The sequence below is a fragment of the Actinomycetospora sp. CA-084318 genome (genome assembly GCF_050955885.1).
Classification (GTDB): domain Bacteria; phylum Actinomycetota; class Actinomycetes; order Mycobacteriales; family Pseudonocardiaceae; genus Actinomycetospora.
Map to the genome: position 1 here is coordinate 4,175,733 of NZ_CP192098.1, position 16,490 is coordinate 4,192,222.

The following is a 16,490-nucleotide window of genomic DNA, read 5'->3' on the forward strand; positions in this document are numbered from 1 at the left end:
TCCAGCCTATGCAGTCCTTGAACAGGATCATCGAGTGGCACTAACGTACCGGTCTCCGTCGCACCCTCAGGAGGAGCCGTGTCCGCACCGTCCGTCCCGACCACCGTGACCTCGATCGGCGTCGTGATGTTCGCCGTGGCCGACCAGGACGCGGCCCTCGCGTTCTACCGCGACCGCCTCGGCTGGGAACTGCGCGGCGACACGGCCTTCGGGGAGCACGGCGAGATGCGCTGGGTCGAGGTGGCGCCTCCGGGGTCGGTCGCGCGCCTCGCCCTGAACCCGCCCATGGGCGGCGCGCCGGGCGGCGGCTGCCTCGGGGTCGAGACCACCGACGTGCTCGCCGAGCACCGCCGGCTCAGCGCCGTGGGCGGGATCGACATCGACCCCGAGCCGATGGAGTCGCCCGGCGCGCCGCTGCTGTTCATGCTGCGCGACCCGGACGGCAACGTCGTCGTCGTGGTTCAGACCCCGCCCACGTCCTGATCACACCGGGGAGGGTGCCGACCTCCCGGCCGGCACCCTCGCCGCGTACTGGTGCAGGGCACCTATTCCGAACCTGCGGAAACCATCGGTCGGGCGGCAACGAAGTCGTGCCAGTCGCGCGCGGCGAGCTGAGACCAGCGTGCAGCGGTGTTGTGGTGCAGCCCGACGAGGTCGGCCAGGACAGCCGACGGGAGTTGCGCGGCGAGTGAGATCAGGGCCGCGTTGCGGGCTGGTCGGGTGTGCAGGCCGAAGCGCGTGAGCTTGACGTTGAAGCCTTCGGCGCTGAGGGGACGGCCTGGAACGAGCCCCGGGAAGAGCCACCGCCGAGCGTCGGGGCGATTCGGGTAGCGAGAGCGTCCGGAGCCGGCTTCGGCGAGACGGCTGAGCATGTGGGCGAGCTTGGGTGGCAGCAGGAGGCGGTGGGCGCCGACGATGAGGTGGGTTCGTTCGTCGGACTGATGGTCGAGGTGGTCCGCGGTGAGGCTTCGGATTCGGATCAGCGGGAGTCCGTAGAGGAGGATCAGTGCGCCGGCAGCGCGCGTGTCGAGCGGTTGAGTCGTGTCGTCGAAGCATCGCTCGAGCAGCCGCCAGCGCTCCCGTTCCTCGAGCATCGCTTCGGGCTGTTGCCGTGGCGGGAACGGGACCCGCAGCTCCTTCGTGAGCTGGTGAGAGCGCGCCCAGGCCACAGGAATGAACGGACCTCACGCCTTCGAGGCGGCCCCTCGGTCAGCCAGCGGTCGACGGTCTGCTGGTCAAGCGTGGCGAGGTCTTGGTGCAGGTCGTCGAGCCAGGCGAGAAATTCTAGAGCGACACGGACCCTGGCGCGGACGAGCCGACTCGCGTTGGTCTCGTAACGGCGGCGCGCGGCAGCGCGACGGGCGCGGCGTAGCAGGAACCAGTGGACGAACGGTCGGATCAGCCGAACGTGGTGGTCGGGCTGGTCGGCGAGGACGGTCTCGAGCCAAGGTCGAACGCGTTCGAGATCGTCGTTGCGCGCGGGCAGGATGCCAGCCTCGACGAGTACCGCGCGTAGGAAGGTGTTCGCGTGGTTCTGAGGAAAAGTGTCGAGGACGTCGTAGGTGATCGCTTCCTTGCGGCTCGCGAGCTGACGCAGTAGCTGCGCGACGCCGCTGCGATCGAGCCATGCGATCAGGCCGTGGGGATGGTGCTCGGAGGCGATCAGCAGCCTTCGGACCGGCTCGAGACGTGCGTTCGGGGCGCCGTCAGAGCCAGTGAGTAGGTCGTCGATCCGGTCCGAAAGCACGCATCGTGCGCACTTGTCCCCGGTGTGATGGCGCCCTGGGCGGCTGCAGGTGCGGCAACGGGGATCGAGAGCGCTCCCGGCGCAGGGCCCGCAGATGGGGCCGCGCTCGTCGCGACCGATCAGGACGCGTGTCTCGTGGCAGCTGGCGCAGGTAGCGGGGTGATCGTGCAGTGCGATGTGGCAGGAGTTGCAGACCGCTCCGAGTGGCAGCAACGCGTGGACTGGCCGGGAGCGGCTGCAGCGGGCGCAGGTCCGCGGGATGCGAGGCGTGCAGTTCTTGCAGATCCACTGGCCAGTGTCATCGCGGCGGCCGCGGCGGTCGCGGCCGCACTGGCCGCAAATGGCGGTGATGCCCGGGTTGCAGGTCTCGCAGAGGTCGGGCTGGCCGTCGGTGCCGCGGCGAGAGACGATCCGGACGCGGTTGCATCGTCCGCAGAGTGCGCGGCGCCGGTGGTCGCGGCGATAGCAGTTGGGACAGAGCGGACCGGCCGGCCCGATGAAGGCGATGCGTCCCATCTGTTCGCAGCTGACGCAGCGCCGCGGCGGTGGGGTCCAGCAGCGGGCGCAGAGCCCGTCGCCATTGTCGAGGCGGGCGACGACCAGCCTGTCGCGACCGCATCGGGAGCAGGGCGCTGTTCGCTGCCGCTCTCTGCCGTAGCAGGAATAGCAGATTCGACCTTCGGGGCGGCGCGCGGCGATGCGCGTGTCGGCTCGCCCGCATCGTGCGCAGTCGCTGGCGTGGTTCTTGGCGTCGCAGGCTTGGCAGATCCGCCCGATGGGCGCCAGTCGCGGCAGGTCCGCGGTCTCCTTGCCGCATCCTGCGCATCGAGGCGACGCGACGGGGTGGCCGTCGTCGGACAGGACCTTGAGCAGCCGCATGAGCGATCGGGGCCCGTCTGGAGCCCCGGAGCGGAGGGCGTCCGGGTGGGCCTCCAGGTGCTCGGCCAGCTCGCGGAATGCTCGGCCTCCACTGGCCTGTGCGACGCCGAGAGCCCTATCCAGACCGTCGTCGTCGAGCTCGACGGACGATTGCACCGCTGCGCGGATGGTTGCCCGGCGCCGCTGCGCGAGTTCTCGGGCGCGACCAGCTTGGGTCTGCGGGGAGCTCACGACTGGTGAGGGCGGCGGATCGTGGTGCGCCGGACCTCGGGAGCGGAACGCGGTGCCGCGTCGGTGCCGGTCTTGCGGACGGTCTTGTTGACGGTGGTGACCTCGATGAGGTCGTTAGGGCTGCAGCCGAGGATGTCGCAGAGGGCAGCGAGGGTGTCCATGGACAGTCGCTGAGGGGGCTGGGTGACCAGTCGGTAGACCTGCTCGCGGGAGAGCTCGATGCCTCGTTCGGCAAGGAGGGGCACCAAGTCTGAGGTCTGGTATAGCTCGTGCTCGGCCATGCGTCGACGGAGGTGCCACTGGACGCCCATCTTCTTGATCATTCGTCGGGCTCCCAGAGGTCGTCGTTGGGTGTGTTCAGCGATCGCTGGAGCAGCCGATTGCGATAATCGTCGGAGACTCCGGTGTAGATCGCGGTGGTACTGGCGAAGGAGTGGCCGACCTGCTCCTGCACGAAGCGTTCGGGATAGTCGAACTCGACGAGGTGCGTCACGTATGAGTGCCTCAAGGAGTGCAGGTCGAGCTCGGGGTCGATGTTGGCCGCAGCGCGGGCGCGCTCGAACGCCTCGTTGACCGCGCGCAGGGACATCCGACCGCGGCGTTCGGTCACCCAGAACGCCGGGTGTTCTCCCGGCATGAGGATCGGGCGGACCTCGGTGAGGTACTGCTCGAGCAGCTCGACGATCCAGTCGAACTCGGGAACTGTCAGCACGGTGCGACGCTTCGCGGCGCTGCCGCGTGAGGACTTGCCGTGTCGGACGAACAGAGCCCCGACGCGGCCGAAGGCCTCCACCTTCGGGTTGCTGCGCAGGTCGACGAGGTCGAGGCCCCGAGCCTCCTGGCGCCGCAGCCCGAATGCGTAGATGGTCTTGAGTAGCACCGCGTCCCGTTGCGCAGCGGCAGAGCCCTTGCGTCGGCGTTCGCGGATCTCCTCGACGCGGCCGTCGGCAGCATCGAAGAGGGCCTGGACCTCGTCGTAGCTCAGAGGTCGCCGCGAGGTGCGGCCCTCGAACTCGACGTTGTGGGTCACCGAGTTCCACTCGTGAAGCACCTGCTGGGGTGCATCCCCGAATCGCTGCAGGCACTCGGCCGGCCAGCCGTAGCGGGCGTCGGTGACGTAGTCGCAGAAGAGCCGCAGCGCGTTCTGGTAGCTCCGAGCCGTCGACACGGCGATCGACATGGAGGTCATGAAGGCCTCGAGCTCACCTGGCGTCCACTGCCAGGGGTACTGATTAGAGAACCGGGCGAAGCGACGCACCACCTCGACCCGAGGCTTGATCGTCGCGTCGGCGCGCAGAAACCGTGCCCGCTGCTGACGCGCCCAGCCCTCCAACATCGCCTCGAACACCGCCGGCGCTGGGTCGAGGTGTCGGACCCCCGACACCAGCACCGAGCGCGCCGCCCCGGGCAGCGCTGCACCTTGATCCACGAAGTTGCATCTAACACAACATCGATGCATTGCTTGCGGCTGGGGTGGTAGGACGACCAGCGAGGGCACTCCGGACCTCTAGTTCAATGATCAACGTTCCAGGTCCTGGAGATGAGCGATCGAAGCGCCGAGCAGCAGTCGGATCGTGCACCGGCGTGAACTAGTAGTCCTGCTCATCCTTAATTCCGTCGTCAATGTGACGATGTTTTATCTCCGTCGGCTATCGGGTCGTCCTTCCACTAATGGCTGGTGCGCGTTTCCGAGAGCATGGAGGTGTGGCGCGTGGCCAAGAAGTCAAAGAGCCCGAAGAAGGACGACGAAGACGCCGGGAAGCTGAAGGTGTCCGTGAGGAGCGCGGTCATCGGCATCTGCGCGGTCCTCGTGGGGTTAGGCGCAGGCGGACTCGGATGGGCGGCCGGCCATGGCGTCGCCGCGGCCGTGCTCGAGGGTGTGGGCGCCGCGGCGGCGACGGTGTACTTCCTCGACCGCTTCGTCGACTAGTCCGTGGTGGCGGGTGCCGGTAACACCCGCCACCACGGCTCTAGCCGGTTATCCCACAGGGTCCCTTTGCTCGGGGTTCCGGCCGACCGGACGGAAACCTGGGCAATCCCCCGAGTCGTAATTGGGCGAGTTCTGCGCTGCTACGAGCTTCAGAGTCGCCTGCCTCTCGTACTCACGCACAACATCTCCTCCGTAACCGAGAACTCGACTGACGTCTCCGACGCTGAGGCCAGAGAGACGTAGAATCAGCACACTCTGTTCGCACTCGTTTAAGTCCTGTTGCAGACTGTGCTGAAACCTGTGCACCAAACCTGAACACGGGATCAAGCGGTCGAACTTATTGATATCCGACCAACCCGCTGGAGCGCGAAGCGCGACCCGTCGCCCCTTGGGTCGTTTCGACAGCGCGAACTCTACCTGCGCCTGCTGAGAGGCGTAAGCGACGAAGACCAGGAGATCGTGGATGTCGCGACGCGCAACAACGTTCTCACGGGTGCGCCAGGCGATCTTGTGGGCGGTCTTGCGAATAGTGCGCAAAGACCGATAGTCGCAGGGCATTGCGGCGTACCCCCGCAGGATCGCAACCTGCTGAGCAACATTGACGACCCTCTGAACTTCGGCGGAGAAGAGGTAGTCGGTGCTGCCATCTGGCAGCTTCCGAATTACTCCTCCCTGTCCCGGGTAGTCGAGATGCTTCGTGAAGGTATTGATCGCAACTTGAACTGAGTTCCACCGTACTGCGAAGTCCTCGACCTGAGAAATCTCAAAGAGACCGCTGTCGAATTCCAGGACGTCTAGGTGGTCCAGAGCGTGCCGCTTCTTGAAGCTGTCACTGGGAACGAGGTCCACAAGGGAGAGCGCGGCAAGAGGGTGCCCCTTCGCCAAGGCGCATGAGTAGATAAGCCGCCCAAGGTCAGGGCGACCAGCACCAACTGACAGAAGAGTGCCAAGAGCATAAGTGACGTTTGCATCTCGCTCCTTCCACGCATAATCGGTCAAGTATTCGGCGATTGCCATCGGTCGCGACTCGGTGGAGATGCTGTCGAGCACCTCGCGGAGGCTCTCGAAGATGCCCTTCCGCAAGCTGGAGACTGCTCGGCGCAGTAGCTTCTGCGCCCATCCGTAATGCCCTCGTAGGTCGCAAGCCAGAGCGAGCCTGAAGAGAGAATTGGTATCGCCGTGCATTGCAGCCGCGATGTACCAATTCCAAGACTCGGCGAACCGCTGCTTTGCCTCTAGCATTGGTGCGAGTCGGTCGGGTGAGAAGCCATAGTTCGCGGCGAGGCGCCGATAGCGCATCTCAGCCTCGAAGGTACGGCCGTCGTGCTCCAGGCCATCAGCTGCTTCGTGCTCCACGGCCAACTCTGGCCGCTCGTCATCGTGTGCCGCGACAAGTTGCTCTGACTCAAAGTCTGGTGGAGGTCCGTAGGCGGCAATGGCGCTGCGGCCAAGCCGGCGGACGTCCTGGATCTCGGGCGTGCCAAAGGAACTGCTTGCTAGGTCTTTGGCGAACGACACAGCGTCATCGTCATCAGACTCGTCGTGGTCGAAGCGGGTGTCATCGGAGACTGCGACGTCGTTGTCGCTATAGCGAGCTGCCACCGTTATTCACCCCTATTTGTCGGTCGCCGACGCGGTCTCAGAGGGCTTGTACTGTGCCCGTCGGCGTCGCCGCGAGGAGCACGCTCTTGTCTTGCTGCATCGTCGGTCTCGCTGCCCTGGCGGTCAAGGCAGATGAGCATGCCGCGAAGTCGGGCGGGGTCCCGCCGCCTTCGCCGGGCTGGGCTCGTCATTACTGTAGTGATCACTGTGCCTCGTCTCCGTCCCTGCGCTGCAGGCGTCGATACCGTGCGTCGGCCGCCTCTACGGATAGGCCGTGCGCCTCAGCGATCTCCTTCCACGGCAGCTCCATCACAGCGCGTTCGAACAAGATCTCTCTGTTGGTTGAGTCGGTCCCCGATGGGACGGCTCTTCGGAGAAGGTCGCCGTTCTCCGCGACCGTCTCCGGGGACGGCGCGGGCCGCCCACCTCCCCATTCGGTCCTGGCCTCGAGGAGGTACGTGAGGTCGTCGTCAGACAGCGTCGTAACCGTCACCTCGTTCCTGGCGTCGTATCCTTCTTCTTTCAGATACTTCCTGTAGAGGTTCACGAACCGCAGCAGGCAGCCGCGGACGAAAAAATTCTCGAGACTCAGTCCTCGCTCGGGGTCCCAGCGAGCGAGTTTGAAGTCCATGAAGGCTTTGGCCTCTTTGTAGACAGCCTCATGAACGAGGTGCTCAGCGTCCTCTGAGTAGAAGGACCGGGGCGGTCGGGACAACCCGATGTTCATCTCGCGGAGCTGCGTGAACAGCTGGCCCCCACGGGCCATCGGCAGAAGGCGGCCGACGCCAGTCTCGCGCAGAGTCTCGGCAAAGTCCCTGCGGACCCTACCGCCGCGAGGCGCCTGCAAGACCCTCTTCACGACGACGGCGTCAGGGGAGGGCAGCTTGTCGTTGGGCAACTCTGACGCTGCCTCTGCTTGACCGGGCACGAAATTCCCTCCGGAGGAGAGGGTGGACAAGGACGTTGGACCGGGCCGCGCGGGCATGGGTGGGAGGAGCGCCGCGCTGAAGATGTAAGAAGCAAGGCCGGGCGGTGGGCACTAGGCCGATCCGCAGGCGATCTATGTCCAAACCGTTAGTTGCCTGCCCCCGGGAACCCGGCGCAGGTCATCGCGTGAGGTAGGTCACTCTTCTCAAGCTACCCGCACCCACTGGACGAGCCGACATCGTCCAGAGCCCATAGACACGACAAGACCCGGGAGGGATGTAGCACCCCTCCCGGGTCTCGTTGCAGACGATGCAACAGCGCCTAGTTTCAGCTGCAGCCGCTGGTGGAGCCGCAGCCCTCGCAGACGTAGCAGGAGCCGGCCGGCCGCATCTTCGTCCCGCAGGTCAGGCACAGCGGCGCGTCGGCCGCCTTGCCCTGCTGCAGCTCGAGCAGCTCGGTGGAGCTGCCGACCGAGATGTCGGCCTTGCGGGCACCCGCCGCGGGAGCCGGCTCGTCCGCCGCGTCGACGGTCGTCCGGAGCTCCTCCACCACCTCGACCGGGGCGGCCGGGGCCTGCCCGTAGTCGTTCGCGACCTGGGCGGTCCGCTCGTCCGCCGAGAAGATGCCGAGCTGGGCCCGCTTCTCGTAGGGCAGGTGGTCGAGCGCGATTCGACGGAACAGGTAGTCGACGATGCTCGTCGCCATCCGCACGTCGGGGTCGTCGGTCATGCCCGCCGGCTCGAAGCGCATGTTCACGAACTTCGACACGTAGGTCTCCAGCGGCACCCCGTACTGCAGCGCGATGGAGATCGCCATCGAGAACGCGTCCATGACACCGGCGAGGGTCGAGCCCTGCTTCGACATCTTGACGAAGATCTCGCCGAGGCCGTCGTCGGGGTAGGAGCCCGCCGTCATGTAGCCCTCGGCGCCGGCGACCGCGAACGACACCGTCTCGCTCGGACGCTTCTTCGGCAGGCGCTTGCGCACCGGGCGGTGGTCGGCGGTCGCGACCTCGGCGCCGGTGCTCGACTCGGCGGTGGACCCGCTCGCCTTGCCGGTGGACAGCGGCTGGCCGACCTTGCAGTTGTCGCGGTAGATCGCGAGCGCCTTGAGCCCCATCTTCCAGGACTCGAAGTAGATCTCCTCGACCTCCTCGACGGTGGCCCGCTCGGGCATGTTCACCGTCTTGGAGATGGCGCCGGAGATGAACGGCTGGACCGCCGCCATCATCCGCACGTGGCCCATCGGCGCGATGGCCCGCTCGCCCATGGCGCAGTCGAAGACCTCGTAGTGCTCCGGGCGCAGCCCCGGGGCGTCGACCACGTGGCCGTGCTCGGCGATGAACTCGACGATCGCCTCGATCTGCTCGCCCTGGTAGCCGAGCGCCGCGAGCGCGCGGGGCACGGTCTGGTTGACGATCTGCATCGAGCCGCCGCCGACCAGCTTCTTGAACTTGACCAGCGAGAAGTCCGGCTCCACCCCCGTGGTGTCGCAGTCCATCATGAAGCCGATCGTCCCCGTGGGGGCGAGCACGCTGGCCTGCGCGTTGCGCCAGCCGTTGCGGGCGCCGATCTCGAGACCGTCCTGCCACTGCTTCGTGGCGGCGTCGCGGACGCGGGCGTCCTCGCGGTGCAGCGTGCGGATCGCGTCGTTCGCCGCGGCGTGCTTGCGCATCACGCGGCGGTGCGCGTCGGCGTTGCGGGCGAAGCCGTCGTACGGCGCGACCGCCCCGGCCAGCTCGGCCGAGCGACGGTAGGCGGTGCCGGTCATCAGCGAGGTGATGGCGGCGGCGAGCGCCTGGCCCCCGGCCGAGTCGTAGGCGTGGCCGGTCGCCATGAGCAGGGCGCCCAGGTTGGCGTAGCCGATGCCCAGCTGCCGGAAGGCGCGCGTGGTCTCGCCGATCTCCGGCGTCGGGAAGTCCGCGAAGCAGATCGAGATGTCCATCGCGGTGATGACGAGCTCGACCGAGCGCGTGAAGCCCTCGACGTCGAAGCGGCCGTCGTCGCCCAGGAACTTCATGAGGTTCAGCGACGCGAGGTTGCAGCTCGAGTTGTCCAGGTGCAGGTACTCCGAGCACGGGTTCGACGCGGTGATCCGGCCGGACTCGGGCGAGGTGTGCCAGTCGTTGATCGTGTCGTCGTACTGCAGGCCCGGGTCGGCGCACTCCCACGCCGCCTCGGCCATCTGCCGGAACAGGCCCTTGGCGTCGACGGACTCGATGACCTCACCGGTCATCCGCGCCCGCAGGCCGAACTGCCCGCCGGACTGCACGGCGCGCATGAACTCGTCGGTGACCCGGACCGAGTTGTTCGCGTTCTGGTACTGCACGGAGGCGATGTCGGCGCCGCCGAGGTCCATGTCGAAGCCCGCGTCGCGCAGGACGCGGATCTTCTTCTCCTCGGCGCGCTTGGTCTCGACGAACTCCGCGATGTCGGGGTGGTCGACGTCGAGGACCACCATCTTCGCGGCCCGCCGCGTGGCGCCGCCGGACTTGATGGTCCCGGCGGACGCGTCCGCGCCGCGCATGAACGACACCGGGCCGGAGGCCGTGCCACCGGAGGAGAGCAGCTCCTTCGAGGAGCGGATGCGCGAGAGGTTCAGGCCGGCGCCGGAGCCGCCCTTGAAGATCAGCCCCTCCTCGCGGTACCAGTTGAGGATCGACTCCATGGTGTCGTCCACGGAGAGGATGAAGCAGGCGCTGACCTGCTGCGGCGACGCCGTCCCGACGTTGAACCAGACCGGCGAGTTGAAGCTGAAGTACTGGTGCAGCAGCATCCAGGTCAGCTCGTCGGAGAAGATCTCCGCGTCGGCCGGCGTCGCGAAGTACCCGTGCGTGCGGCCGGCCTCGGTGTAGCTGCGGACCACGCGGTCGATCAGCTGGCGCAGGCTGGACTCCCGCTGCGGCGTGCCCACCGCGCCCCGGAAGTACTTGCTCGTGACGATGTTCGTCGCGTTCACCGACCACGTCGAGGGGAACTCGACACCGCGCTGCTCGAAGTTGATCGAGCCGTCGCGCCAGTTGGTCATGACGACGTCGCGACGCTCCCACTCCACCCCGTCGTACGGGTGGACCCCCTCGGTGGTGTGCACGCGCGTGATCGACAGGCCCCGACCGGCCGCGCCCTCGGGCGTCGAACCGTTCGTGCTCGTGTCGGACCCGACGGTCTCCGTCATCCGTTCCTCGCCTCCTGCACCGGGGACGCTTCCCCACGTTCCGGTGCTCGTGTCCCCGACCTTCAACGACCGGCGCCGGTCAACCGGCCGTCGTCCTCGTCAACTACTGCGTCGTGCTCACCGGCGACGTGCTCCGTCGTCCGTTCCCGGAGGTCCGCGATCTCGGCCTCGAAGTCGGCCACGCAGGAGAAGTTCCGGTAGACGCTGGCGAACCGGAGGTAGGCCACGGCGTCCAGCTCCCGCAGCGGTCCCAGGATCGCCATCCCGACCTCGTGGCTCGGCACCTCGGCCGTGCCCGACGCCCGCACCGTCTCCTCCACCCTGTGCGCCAGGAGCGCCAGCGCGTCCGGATCGACCGGACGGCCCTGACAGGCCCGGGCCACCCCGCGCACGACCTTGTCGCGGCTGAACGGCTCGGTGACCCCACTGCGCTTGACCACCGCGAGCACGGCCTCCTCGACGGTGGTGAACCGCTTCCCGCACGCGGTGCAGGAGCGGCGGCGACGGATCGCCTGGCCCTCGTCGGCCTCGCGCGAGTCGACGACCCGGGAGTCGTCGTTGCGGCAGAACGGGCAGCGCACCCGGTTCTCCTTCCTCGCCGGCCGGACCTGTGGATGAACGGCCTCCCCGGGCACCACCTGGGGACACCGCTGTGGACCAGGACGCCCCCGGGTGTGGATCCGGGTGCGTCGCCGGTGGACGGACCACCGACCTCGGTGGAGCGAGGGCCGGATCCTGTGCGGGACCCTGTGGACAACGCTTCACCTGCACACACAACCTGTGGACTAACTACACCGATGTAACCACAAGATGTTGGGGCGGGACGCTAGCGACACCCGAGGAAGCGGTGCAACTCGGATCCCCCGGTCCGGGCACGCCCTCGACGAGCGGCGACATCGGGCGCCCGACGGGCGTGTGTGGTGCCGGTGAGCGCACGCGTGGGTGACGCGGCGACACCACCCCCACGGCGGCTCAGGACGCCGCGGGGACGACGAGGGGACGACCGGGAGTGACGAGCGACGAGGAGAGGTGGTTCGTCTCGCGGATCCGGTCGACGACCGCGGACCGCTCGGACTCCGGGGCGACCCGGGCCGCCACGTCGAGCAGGGTCTCCCCGGGCGCCACGACGGTGACCGCGGTGCCCGTCGGCACGGGGCCGGACGGCTCCGCCGGACCGGCGGTCGCGCCCGCGAGGCGCACCGCGACGGCGACCAGCCCCACGAGCAGGACGGCGAGCACGACCGCGGCCACCGCACGGCGCCGGCGCACGACGGCGACCGCCGGCGGAGCGACATGAATCACATTGCTGCAATTCACCCGCTCGACGGACGGCACGGGCGCCGCGGGCGGGACCACCAGCGCCGCCGGCCGGCCGGCGGGACGGGTGCTGTCCCGGCGGGGTGCGGGCCGGGCCGGCGACCCGGGGACGACCCGGACCGCGGGACGCACCCGCGGGCCGAATCGGCCGGTCCACCCGGCGTCGACACCCCGGGTGACCTGCTCGGACGCCGCGTCGGGCCCGGCGGCCGCGGTCCGCGGCCGCACCGGAGTCGGAGAGCTCATCGGGCACCTTCTTCCCTCGCACAGACGTTCGATCGAACGCCTGTGCGATGTCTAGCACCGACCCCCGACAACGTCGAAGGACCGACCGGCGTGTCCTTCGAACACGTGTTTGATCCGTCGCGCGCTCGGCGCTACCTTCACGGGCGGGAGCACGCAGCGTCACCGCCGACCGACCACGGCCGACGCGCCGCCGGGCTCACGACTTCGACCGAGGAGGACGCCATGACCGGACGCGGACGCGACGGCACGCCCGACCCGCCGGCCGCCGACGGCGAGGCGGCCGGGATCGCCACGGCCGTCACCGCCGAGGTGCACGCCTTCCCCGACCGGGAACCCGAGCCCTCGGCCTCCGGCACGCCCGCGCTCACCCCGCGGCAGCGCAAGGTCCTCGAGGTCATCCGCGACTACATGGACCGGGTCGGCTACCCCCCGAGCGTCCGGGAGATCGGCGACGCGGCCGGTCTGACCTCGACGTCGTCGGTGGCGCACCAGATGAAGGTGCTGGAGAAGAAGGGGGTCCTGCGCCGCAACGCGAGCCGGCCCCGGGCGCTCGAGGTGTTCATGCCCGAGGAGCTCGACCCCGAGCTCGGCGGCGGCTCCGAGACCGAGGGCGTGCGCGCCGACCGGCCGACGCCGTCCTACGTGCCGGTGGTGGGCCGCATCGCCGCCGGTGGACCGATCCTCGCCGAGCAGGCCGTGGAGGACGTCTTCCCGCTACCCAAGGAGCTCGTCGGCGAGGGGTCGCTGTTCCTGCTCAAGGTCGTGGGCGACTCGATGGTCGAGGCGGCCATCACCGACGGGGACTGGGTCGTCGTGCGCCAGCAGCCGAACGCCGAGAACGGCGAGATCGTGGCCGCGATGCTCGACAACGAGGCCACCGTGAAGACCTACAAGCGCAAGGACGGCCACGTCTGGCTGCTCCCCGCGAACGAGGCCTACGAGCCGATCCCCGGCGACGAGGCGACGGTGCTGGGCAAGGTCACCGCGGTCCTGCGCCGGCTCTAGCGGCGGCGGCGGCGGCGCGCCAGGAGCACCCCGGCCCCCGCTACGACGAACACCCCGAGCGCGACGGCCGCGATCACCGTCCCGCGGCGGTCGGTGTCCGGTGGACCGGCTGCGGCCGGCGTCGACGGAGCGGTGGAGGCCCGCGGCGGCACCGCGACCTCGGTCAGCCGTGCCGTCCGCCCGCCGGACGACTCCCCCGCCGAGAGCAGGGCGCCGTCGGCCGTGAACGCGAGGGCCTCGCCCTGCGGCTCCCCCGGCAGCGGCACCTGGGTCGGCGTCTCCCGCAGCCCCGCCACGACGTCGTCGGCGGTCGGACCAGCCACCGGGAACAGCCACGCGTCGGTGTAGGTGCGCAGGGCCGCGGTGCGACCGTCGTCGGAGAGCGCCCCGCCCGTGATCAGGCCGCGCCCGAGGAAGCTCGCCGGCCCGCCCTCCGTGGTCGACGAGGGCAGCCGCAGCTCCCCCGCGGCCCGCAGCGGCACCGGTTGCGCCGCCGCGTCGGGCAGGGGCCGGTCGGTCGTGTAGATCCGGCCGAACCCGCCGCCCTCCTTCGTGACGACGACGGGCCGCCCGTCCGCCGGTAGCAGCAGGGCCTCGGCGTCGTGCGCCCCGTCCGGGTAGGCCAGGCGTACCACCGTGCCCGACCCCGTGGCCGGGACCCGGATCAGCGCCACCGTGGACCGCTCGCGGTCGTTGTCGCCCACGTCGGCGAGCCACAGGGTGCCGTCCGCGTCCCGCGCGAGGTCCTCCACGTCGCGGCCCCGCACGCCCACGGGTCGGGCCGTGGCCACCGAGCAGTCGGGGCGCAGCGTGTACAGCACGGTCGCGTTCCCGCTGTCGTTCACGACGACGGGCCCGGCCGGGGTGACGGCCAGCCCCGACACCTCCGCGAGCCGCGTGTCGGTCAGCGCGCAGTCGGTCGGGGCCGAGGCGACCAGGCCGGCCGCCAGCACGAGCCCGACGATCAGGAGACCGGCACCGGGACGGCCGCCTCGGTCACCGCGGCGGCCAGTTCGGAGGACACCCGCGCGTGCAGCACGGTGCCTTCGGCGACGTGACGCTCGCTCAGCACCTCGCCCTCGGCGTGCACCCGGGCCACGAGCGCGCCCTCGGTGTAGGGCAGCACGACCTCCACCTCGACCTCCGGCCGCGGCAGGGCCTCGGCGATCCTCCGGCGGAGCAGGTCGATGCCCTCGCCGGTCCGGGCGGAGACGAAGACCGCGCCGGACAGGGTCGCGCGGAGCTGCGCGAGGGCCATCGGGTCGGCGTCGTCGACCTTGTTGACCACGAGCAGCTCGGGCGGCGTGGGGAGGGCCTTCTGCGGGTCGTCACCGCGCGACGGCGGGCGCGGCTCGTCGGGATCGTGCCCGATCTCGGCGATCACCTCGCGGACCGCCGCGATCTGCTCCAGCGCCGACGGGTCGGAGCCGTCGACGACGTGCACGATCAGGTCGGCGTCGCCGACCTCCTCGAGCGTCGAGCGGAACGCCTCCACGAGCTGGTGCGGCAGGTGCCGCACGAAGCCCACGGTGTCGGTGAGGGTCGCGACCCGCCCGTCGGCCGTCTCCCACCGGCGGGTGGTCGGGTCGAGGGTCGCGAACAGCGCGTCCTCGACCAGCACCCCGGCGTCGGTGATGGCGTTGAGCAGCGAGGACTTGCCCGCGTTGGTGTAGCCGGCGATCGCCACGGCGGGAACGTCCCGACGACGGCGGCGGCCGCGCTGGGTGTCGCGGACGGTCTTCATGCCCTCGAGCTCGCGGCGCAGCTTCGCGATCCGCTGGTGGATGCGCCGCCGGTCGGTCTCGAGCTTGGTCTCACCGGGGCCGCGGGTGCCGACGCCGCCGCCGGCGCCACCGCCCGCCCCACCGCCCTGACGCGACATGGACTCGCCCCAGCCGCGCAGCCGGGGCAGGAAGTAGCGCAGCTGGGCCAGCTCGACCTGGGCCTTGCCCTCCCGCGAGCGGGCGTGCTGGGCGAAGATGTCGAGGATCAGCGCGGTCCGGTCGACCACCTTGACCTTGAGCTTCTCCTCGAGCTGGCGCAGCTGGCCGGGCGAGAGCTCGCCGTCCGCGATCACGGTGTCCGCGCCGGTCGACTGCACGGTCTCGCGCAGCTCCGCGACCTTGCCGGAACCCACGAACGTCGCCGGGTCGGGCGAGGACCGCCGCTGGACCAGGCCGTCGAGGACCTCCGAGCCGGCCGTTTCGGCGAGCCGCGCGAGCTCGACCATGGAGGCGTCGGCCGCCGCAGCGGTGCCGCTCGTCCAGACGCCGACGAGTACGACGCGCTCGAGGCGCAGCTGCCGATACTCGACCTCGGTGACGTCCTGGAGCTCGGTGGACGCGCCGGTGAGGCCGGGGACCCGGCGGAGCGAGCTCCGCTCCTCGAGCTCCATCGACCCGGTGGTGACGTCGGTCGGCTCGTCGGGGACGTCGGGGACGTCGACGTCGTCGAGGCGGATCGGACGCCCGACCGGGCGGGGATCGGGGGACGCGGCGGGACGGGCGGGTGCAGGTTCAGTCATCTTGGCATCCACTGTCCCACGCCTCGGGGCGCCTCACCACGTCTTATCGACGGCTGCTACGCGCGCGCCGCCTGCGCCACGCGGGCGAACGCGTACGGCGCGTCGGCCGACCCGCCGAGCTCGACCTCTCCGTGGGCGATGAGCACGGCCGGTCCGCTCAGCGTCGTCGTCGAGGGGTCCACGCCCACTCGCAGCACCCCACCCGGCGTCGTGACCGTGACCGTCCCGGTGTCCCGGCCGGCCGCCCGCAGCCCGGCCACCGCGCCCGCGACCGTGCCCGTCCCGCAGGACCGGGTCTCCCCGGAGCCGCGCTCGTGGACCCGCAGCCGGGTGGCGAGGTCGGCGGTGAGCGGGGAGAGGAACTCGACGTTCACCCCGTGCGGGAAGAGCGCCGGGTCGTGACCCGGGGCGACCGTGAGGTCGAGTGCGTCGACGTCGACCGTCGTCACACAGGCCAGGTGCGGGTTGCCGACGTCGACCGCGATCCCCGGGAACGTGGTTCCCGATCCGACGACGGCGGTCGACTCGACCCCGACCCGCGCGGGCCCCATGTCCACGGTGACCTCGTCGCCGTGGACCAGGACGTGCCGGAGCCCGGCCCGGGTGGCGACGTCGAACTCGGTGCCGGACGCCAGGCCCGCCTCGACGAGGTAGCGGGCGAAGACGCGGACGCCGTTCCCGCACATCTCGGCGATCGAGCCGTCGGCGTTGCGGTAGTCCATGAACCAGGCCGCGCCGGGGTCCTCGGACGGCGCCACCCGCAGGACCCCGTCCGCGCCGAGTCCGCGCCGGCGGTGGCACAGGGCGCGGACGGCGGGCGCGGTGAGGTCGAGGCGGCCGTCGGGGTCGGGCAGCAGCACGAAGTCGTTCTCCGTGCCGTGGCCGAGGACGTACTCCATGCCCCCAGC

The 16,490-nt window shown here is 69.9% G+C and carries 16 protein-coding genes; 4 read left to right on the forward strand and 12 right to left on the reverse strand.

Annotation, left to right across the window (positions count from 1 at the left end; translation table 11 throughout):
• Positions 1-78 precede the first annotated feature (78 nt).
• Positions 79-483: a VOC family protein gene (locus ACQPYX_RS20455; protein ID WP_433799119.1), complete on the forward strand. Its 405-nt coding sequence runs from the start codon at positions 79-81 to the stop codon at positions 481-483.
• A gap of 62 nt (positions 484-545) precedes the next feature.
• Here the strand turns inward: ACQPYX_RS20455 and ACQPYX_RS20460 are convergent, their stop codons facing one another.
• Complete coding sequence (locus ACQPYX_RS20460; RefSeq protein WP_433799120.1) at positions 546-1,094, reverse strand: hypothetical protein; 549 nt, start codon at positions 1,092-1,094, stop codon at positions 546-548.
• Complete coding sequence (locus ACQPYX_RS20465) at positions 1,004-2,626, reverse strand: hypothetical protein (RefSeq protein ID WP_433799121.1); 1,623 nt, start codon at positions 2,624-2,626, stop codon at positions 1,004-1,006. Before ACQPYX_RS20465 ends, ACQPYX_RS20460 begins: the two co-directional genes overlap by 91 nt.
• A 45-nt stretch (positions 2,627-2,671) precedes the next feature.
• Between ACQPYX_RS20465 and ACQPYX_RS20470 the strand changes: the two genes are divergently transcribed.
• Complete coding sequence (locus tag ACQPYX_RS20470; protein WP_433799122.1) at positions 2,672-2,866, forward strand: hypothetical protein; 195 nt, start codon at positions 2,672-2,674, stop codon at positions 2,864-2,866.
• On the opposite strand, the gene ACQPYX_RS20475 is transcribed toward ACQPYX_RS20470, so the two are convergent.
• Both ACQPYX_RS20475 and ACQPYX_RS20480 read right to left on the reverse strand, forming a co-directional pair.
• Complete coding sequence (locus ACQPYX_RS20475) at positions 2,854-3,180, reverse strand: helix-turn-helix domain-containing protein (RefSeq protein ID WP_433799123.1); 327 nt, start codon at positions 3,178-3,180, stop codon at positions 2,854-2,856. The two genes, ACQPYX_RS20470 and ACQPYX_RS20475, sit on opposite strands and share 13 nt — an antisense overlap.
• Complete coding sequence (locus ACQPYX_RS20480; protein WP_433799124.1) at positions 3,177-4,205, reverse strand: tyrosine-type recombinase/integrase; 1,029 nt, start codon at positions 4,203-4,205, stop codon at positions 3,177-3,179. The genes ACQPYX_RS20475 and ACQPYX_RS20480 overlap by 4 nt, the downstream gene beginning before the upstream one ends.
• Positions 4,206-4,568: 363 nt before the next feature.
• On the opposite strand from ACQPYX_RS20480, the gene ACQPYX_RS20485 reads away from it, so the two are divergent.
• Positions 4,569-4,787 carry a hypothetical protein gene (locus ACQPYX_RS20485; RefSeq protein WP_433799125.1) on the forward strand — a complete coding sequence of 73 codons (219 nt, stop codon included), beginning with the start codon at positions 4,569-4,571 and terminating at the stop codon, positions 4,785-4,787.
• Positions 4,788-4,835: 48 nt separating this feature from the next.
• On the opposite strand, the gene ACQPYX_RS20490 is transcribed toward ACQPYX_RS20485, so the two are convergent.
• The 5 genes from ACQPYX_RS20490 to ACQPYX_RS20510 form a co-directional block, all read right to left on the reverse strand.
• Complete coding sequence (locus ACQPYX_RS20490; RefSeq protein WP_433799126.1) at positions 4,836-6,389, reverse strand: hypothetical protein; 1,554 nt, start codon at positions 6,387-6,389, stop codon at positions 4,836-4,838.
• A gap of 202 nt (positions 6,390-6,591) precedes the next feature.
• A complete protein-coding gene (locus ACQPYX_RS20495) occupies positions 6,592-7,287 on the reverse strand; it encodes a hypothetical protein (RefSeq protein WP_433799127.1) in 696 nt (231 codons plus the stop codon).
• Between the two features lie 356 nt (positions 7,288-7,643).
• Entirely contained in the window at positions 7,644-10,490 is a 2,847-nt protein-coding gene (locus ACQPYX_RS20500; protein WP_433799128.1) for a vitamin B12-dependent ribonucleotide reductase, read from the reverse strand.
• A gap of 62 nt (positions 10,491-10,552) precedes the next feature.
• Positions 10,553-11,071: a transcriptional regulator NrdR gene (nrdR, locus tag ACQPYX_RS20505; RefSeq protein ID WP_433799129.1), complete on the reverse strand. Its 519-nt coding sequence runs from the start codon at positions 11,069-11,071 to the stop codon at positions 10,553-10,555.
• 391 nt (positions 11,072-11,462) lie between these two features.
• Positions 11,463-12,053 carry a hypothetical protein gene (locus ACQPYX_RS20510; RefSeq protein ID WP_433799130.1) on the reverse strand — a complete coding sequence of 197 codons (591 nt, stop codon included), beginning with the start codon at positions 12,051-12,053 and terminating at the stop codon, positions 11,463-11,465.
• Between the two features lie 222 nt (positions 12,054-12,275).
• On the opposite strand from ACQPYX_RS20510, the gene lexA reads away from it, so the two are divergent.
• Entirely contained in the window at positions 12,276-13,058 is a 783-nt protein-coding gene (gene lexA / locus ACQPYX_RS20515) for a transcriptional repressor LexA (RefSeq protein ID WP_433799131.1), read from the forward strand.
• Here the strand turns inward: lexA and ACQPYX_RS20520 are convergent.
• The 3 genes from ACQPYX_RS20520 to dapF all read right to left on the reverse strand — a co-directional run bounded on the left by ACQPYX_RS20520 (position 13,055) and on the right by dapF (position 16,481).
• Positions 13,055-14,011 (reverse strand): hypothetical protein, encoded by a 957-nt coding sequence (locus ACQPYX_RS20520; RefSeq protein WP_433799132.1) that lies wholly within the window; start codon positions 14,009-14,011, stop codon positions 13,055-13,057. The genes lexA and ACQPYX_RS20520 overlap by 4 nt on opposite strands.
• Before the next feature lie 11 nt (positions 14,012-14,022).
• Complete coding sequence (hflX, locus tag ACQPYX_RS20525; protein ID WP_433803773.1) at positions 14,023-15,453, reverse strand: GTPase HflX; 1,431 nt, start codon at positions 15,451-15,453, stop codon at positions 14,023-14,025.
• Positions 15,454-15,638: 185 nt separating this feature from the next.
• Positions 15,639-16,481 carry a diaminopimelate epimerase gene (gene dapF, locus ACQPYX_RS20530; protein ID WP_433799133.1) on the reverse strand — a complete coding sequence of 281 codons (843 nt, stop codon included), beginning with the start codon at positions 16,479-16,481 and terminating at the stop codon, positions 15,639-15,641.
• Between the last annotated feature and the right edge of the window lie 9 nt (positions 16,482-16,490).

Coding starts and splice junctions, on each gene's coding strand:
- ACQPYX_RS20465 (WP_433799121.1), bottom strand. CDS start 2,626: ATGCGGCTGCTCAAGGTCCTGTCCGACGACGGCCACCCCGTCGCGTCG.
- ACQPYX_RS20460 (WP_433799120.1), bottom strand. CDS start 1,094: ATGCTCGAGGAACGGGAGCGCTGGCGGCTGCTCGAGCGATGCTTCGAC.
- ACQPYX_RS20510 (WP_433799130.1), bottom strand. CDS start 12,053: ATGAGCTCTCCGACTCCGGTGCGGCCGCGGACCGCGGCCGCCGGGCCC.
- dapF (WP_433799133.1), bottom strand. CDS start 16,481: ATGGAGTACGTCCTCGGCCACGGCACGGAGAACGACTTCGTGCTGCTG.
- ACQPYX_RS20500 (WP_433799128.1), bottom strand. CDS start 10,490: ATGACGGAGACCGTCGGGTCCGACACGAGCACGAACGGTTCGACGCCC.
- ACQPYX_RS20475 (WP_433799123.1), bottom strand. CDS start 3,180: ATGATCAAGAAGATGGGCGTCCAGTGGCACCTCCGTCGACGCATGGCC.
- hflX (WP_433803773.1), bottom strand. CDS start 15,453: ATGGAGCTCGAGGAGCGGAGCTCGCTCCGCCGGGTCCCCGGCCTCACC.
- lexA (WP_433799131.1), top strand. CDS start 12,276: ATGACCGGACGCGGACGCGACGGCACGCCCGACCCGCCGGCCGCCGAC.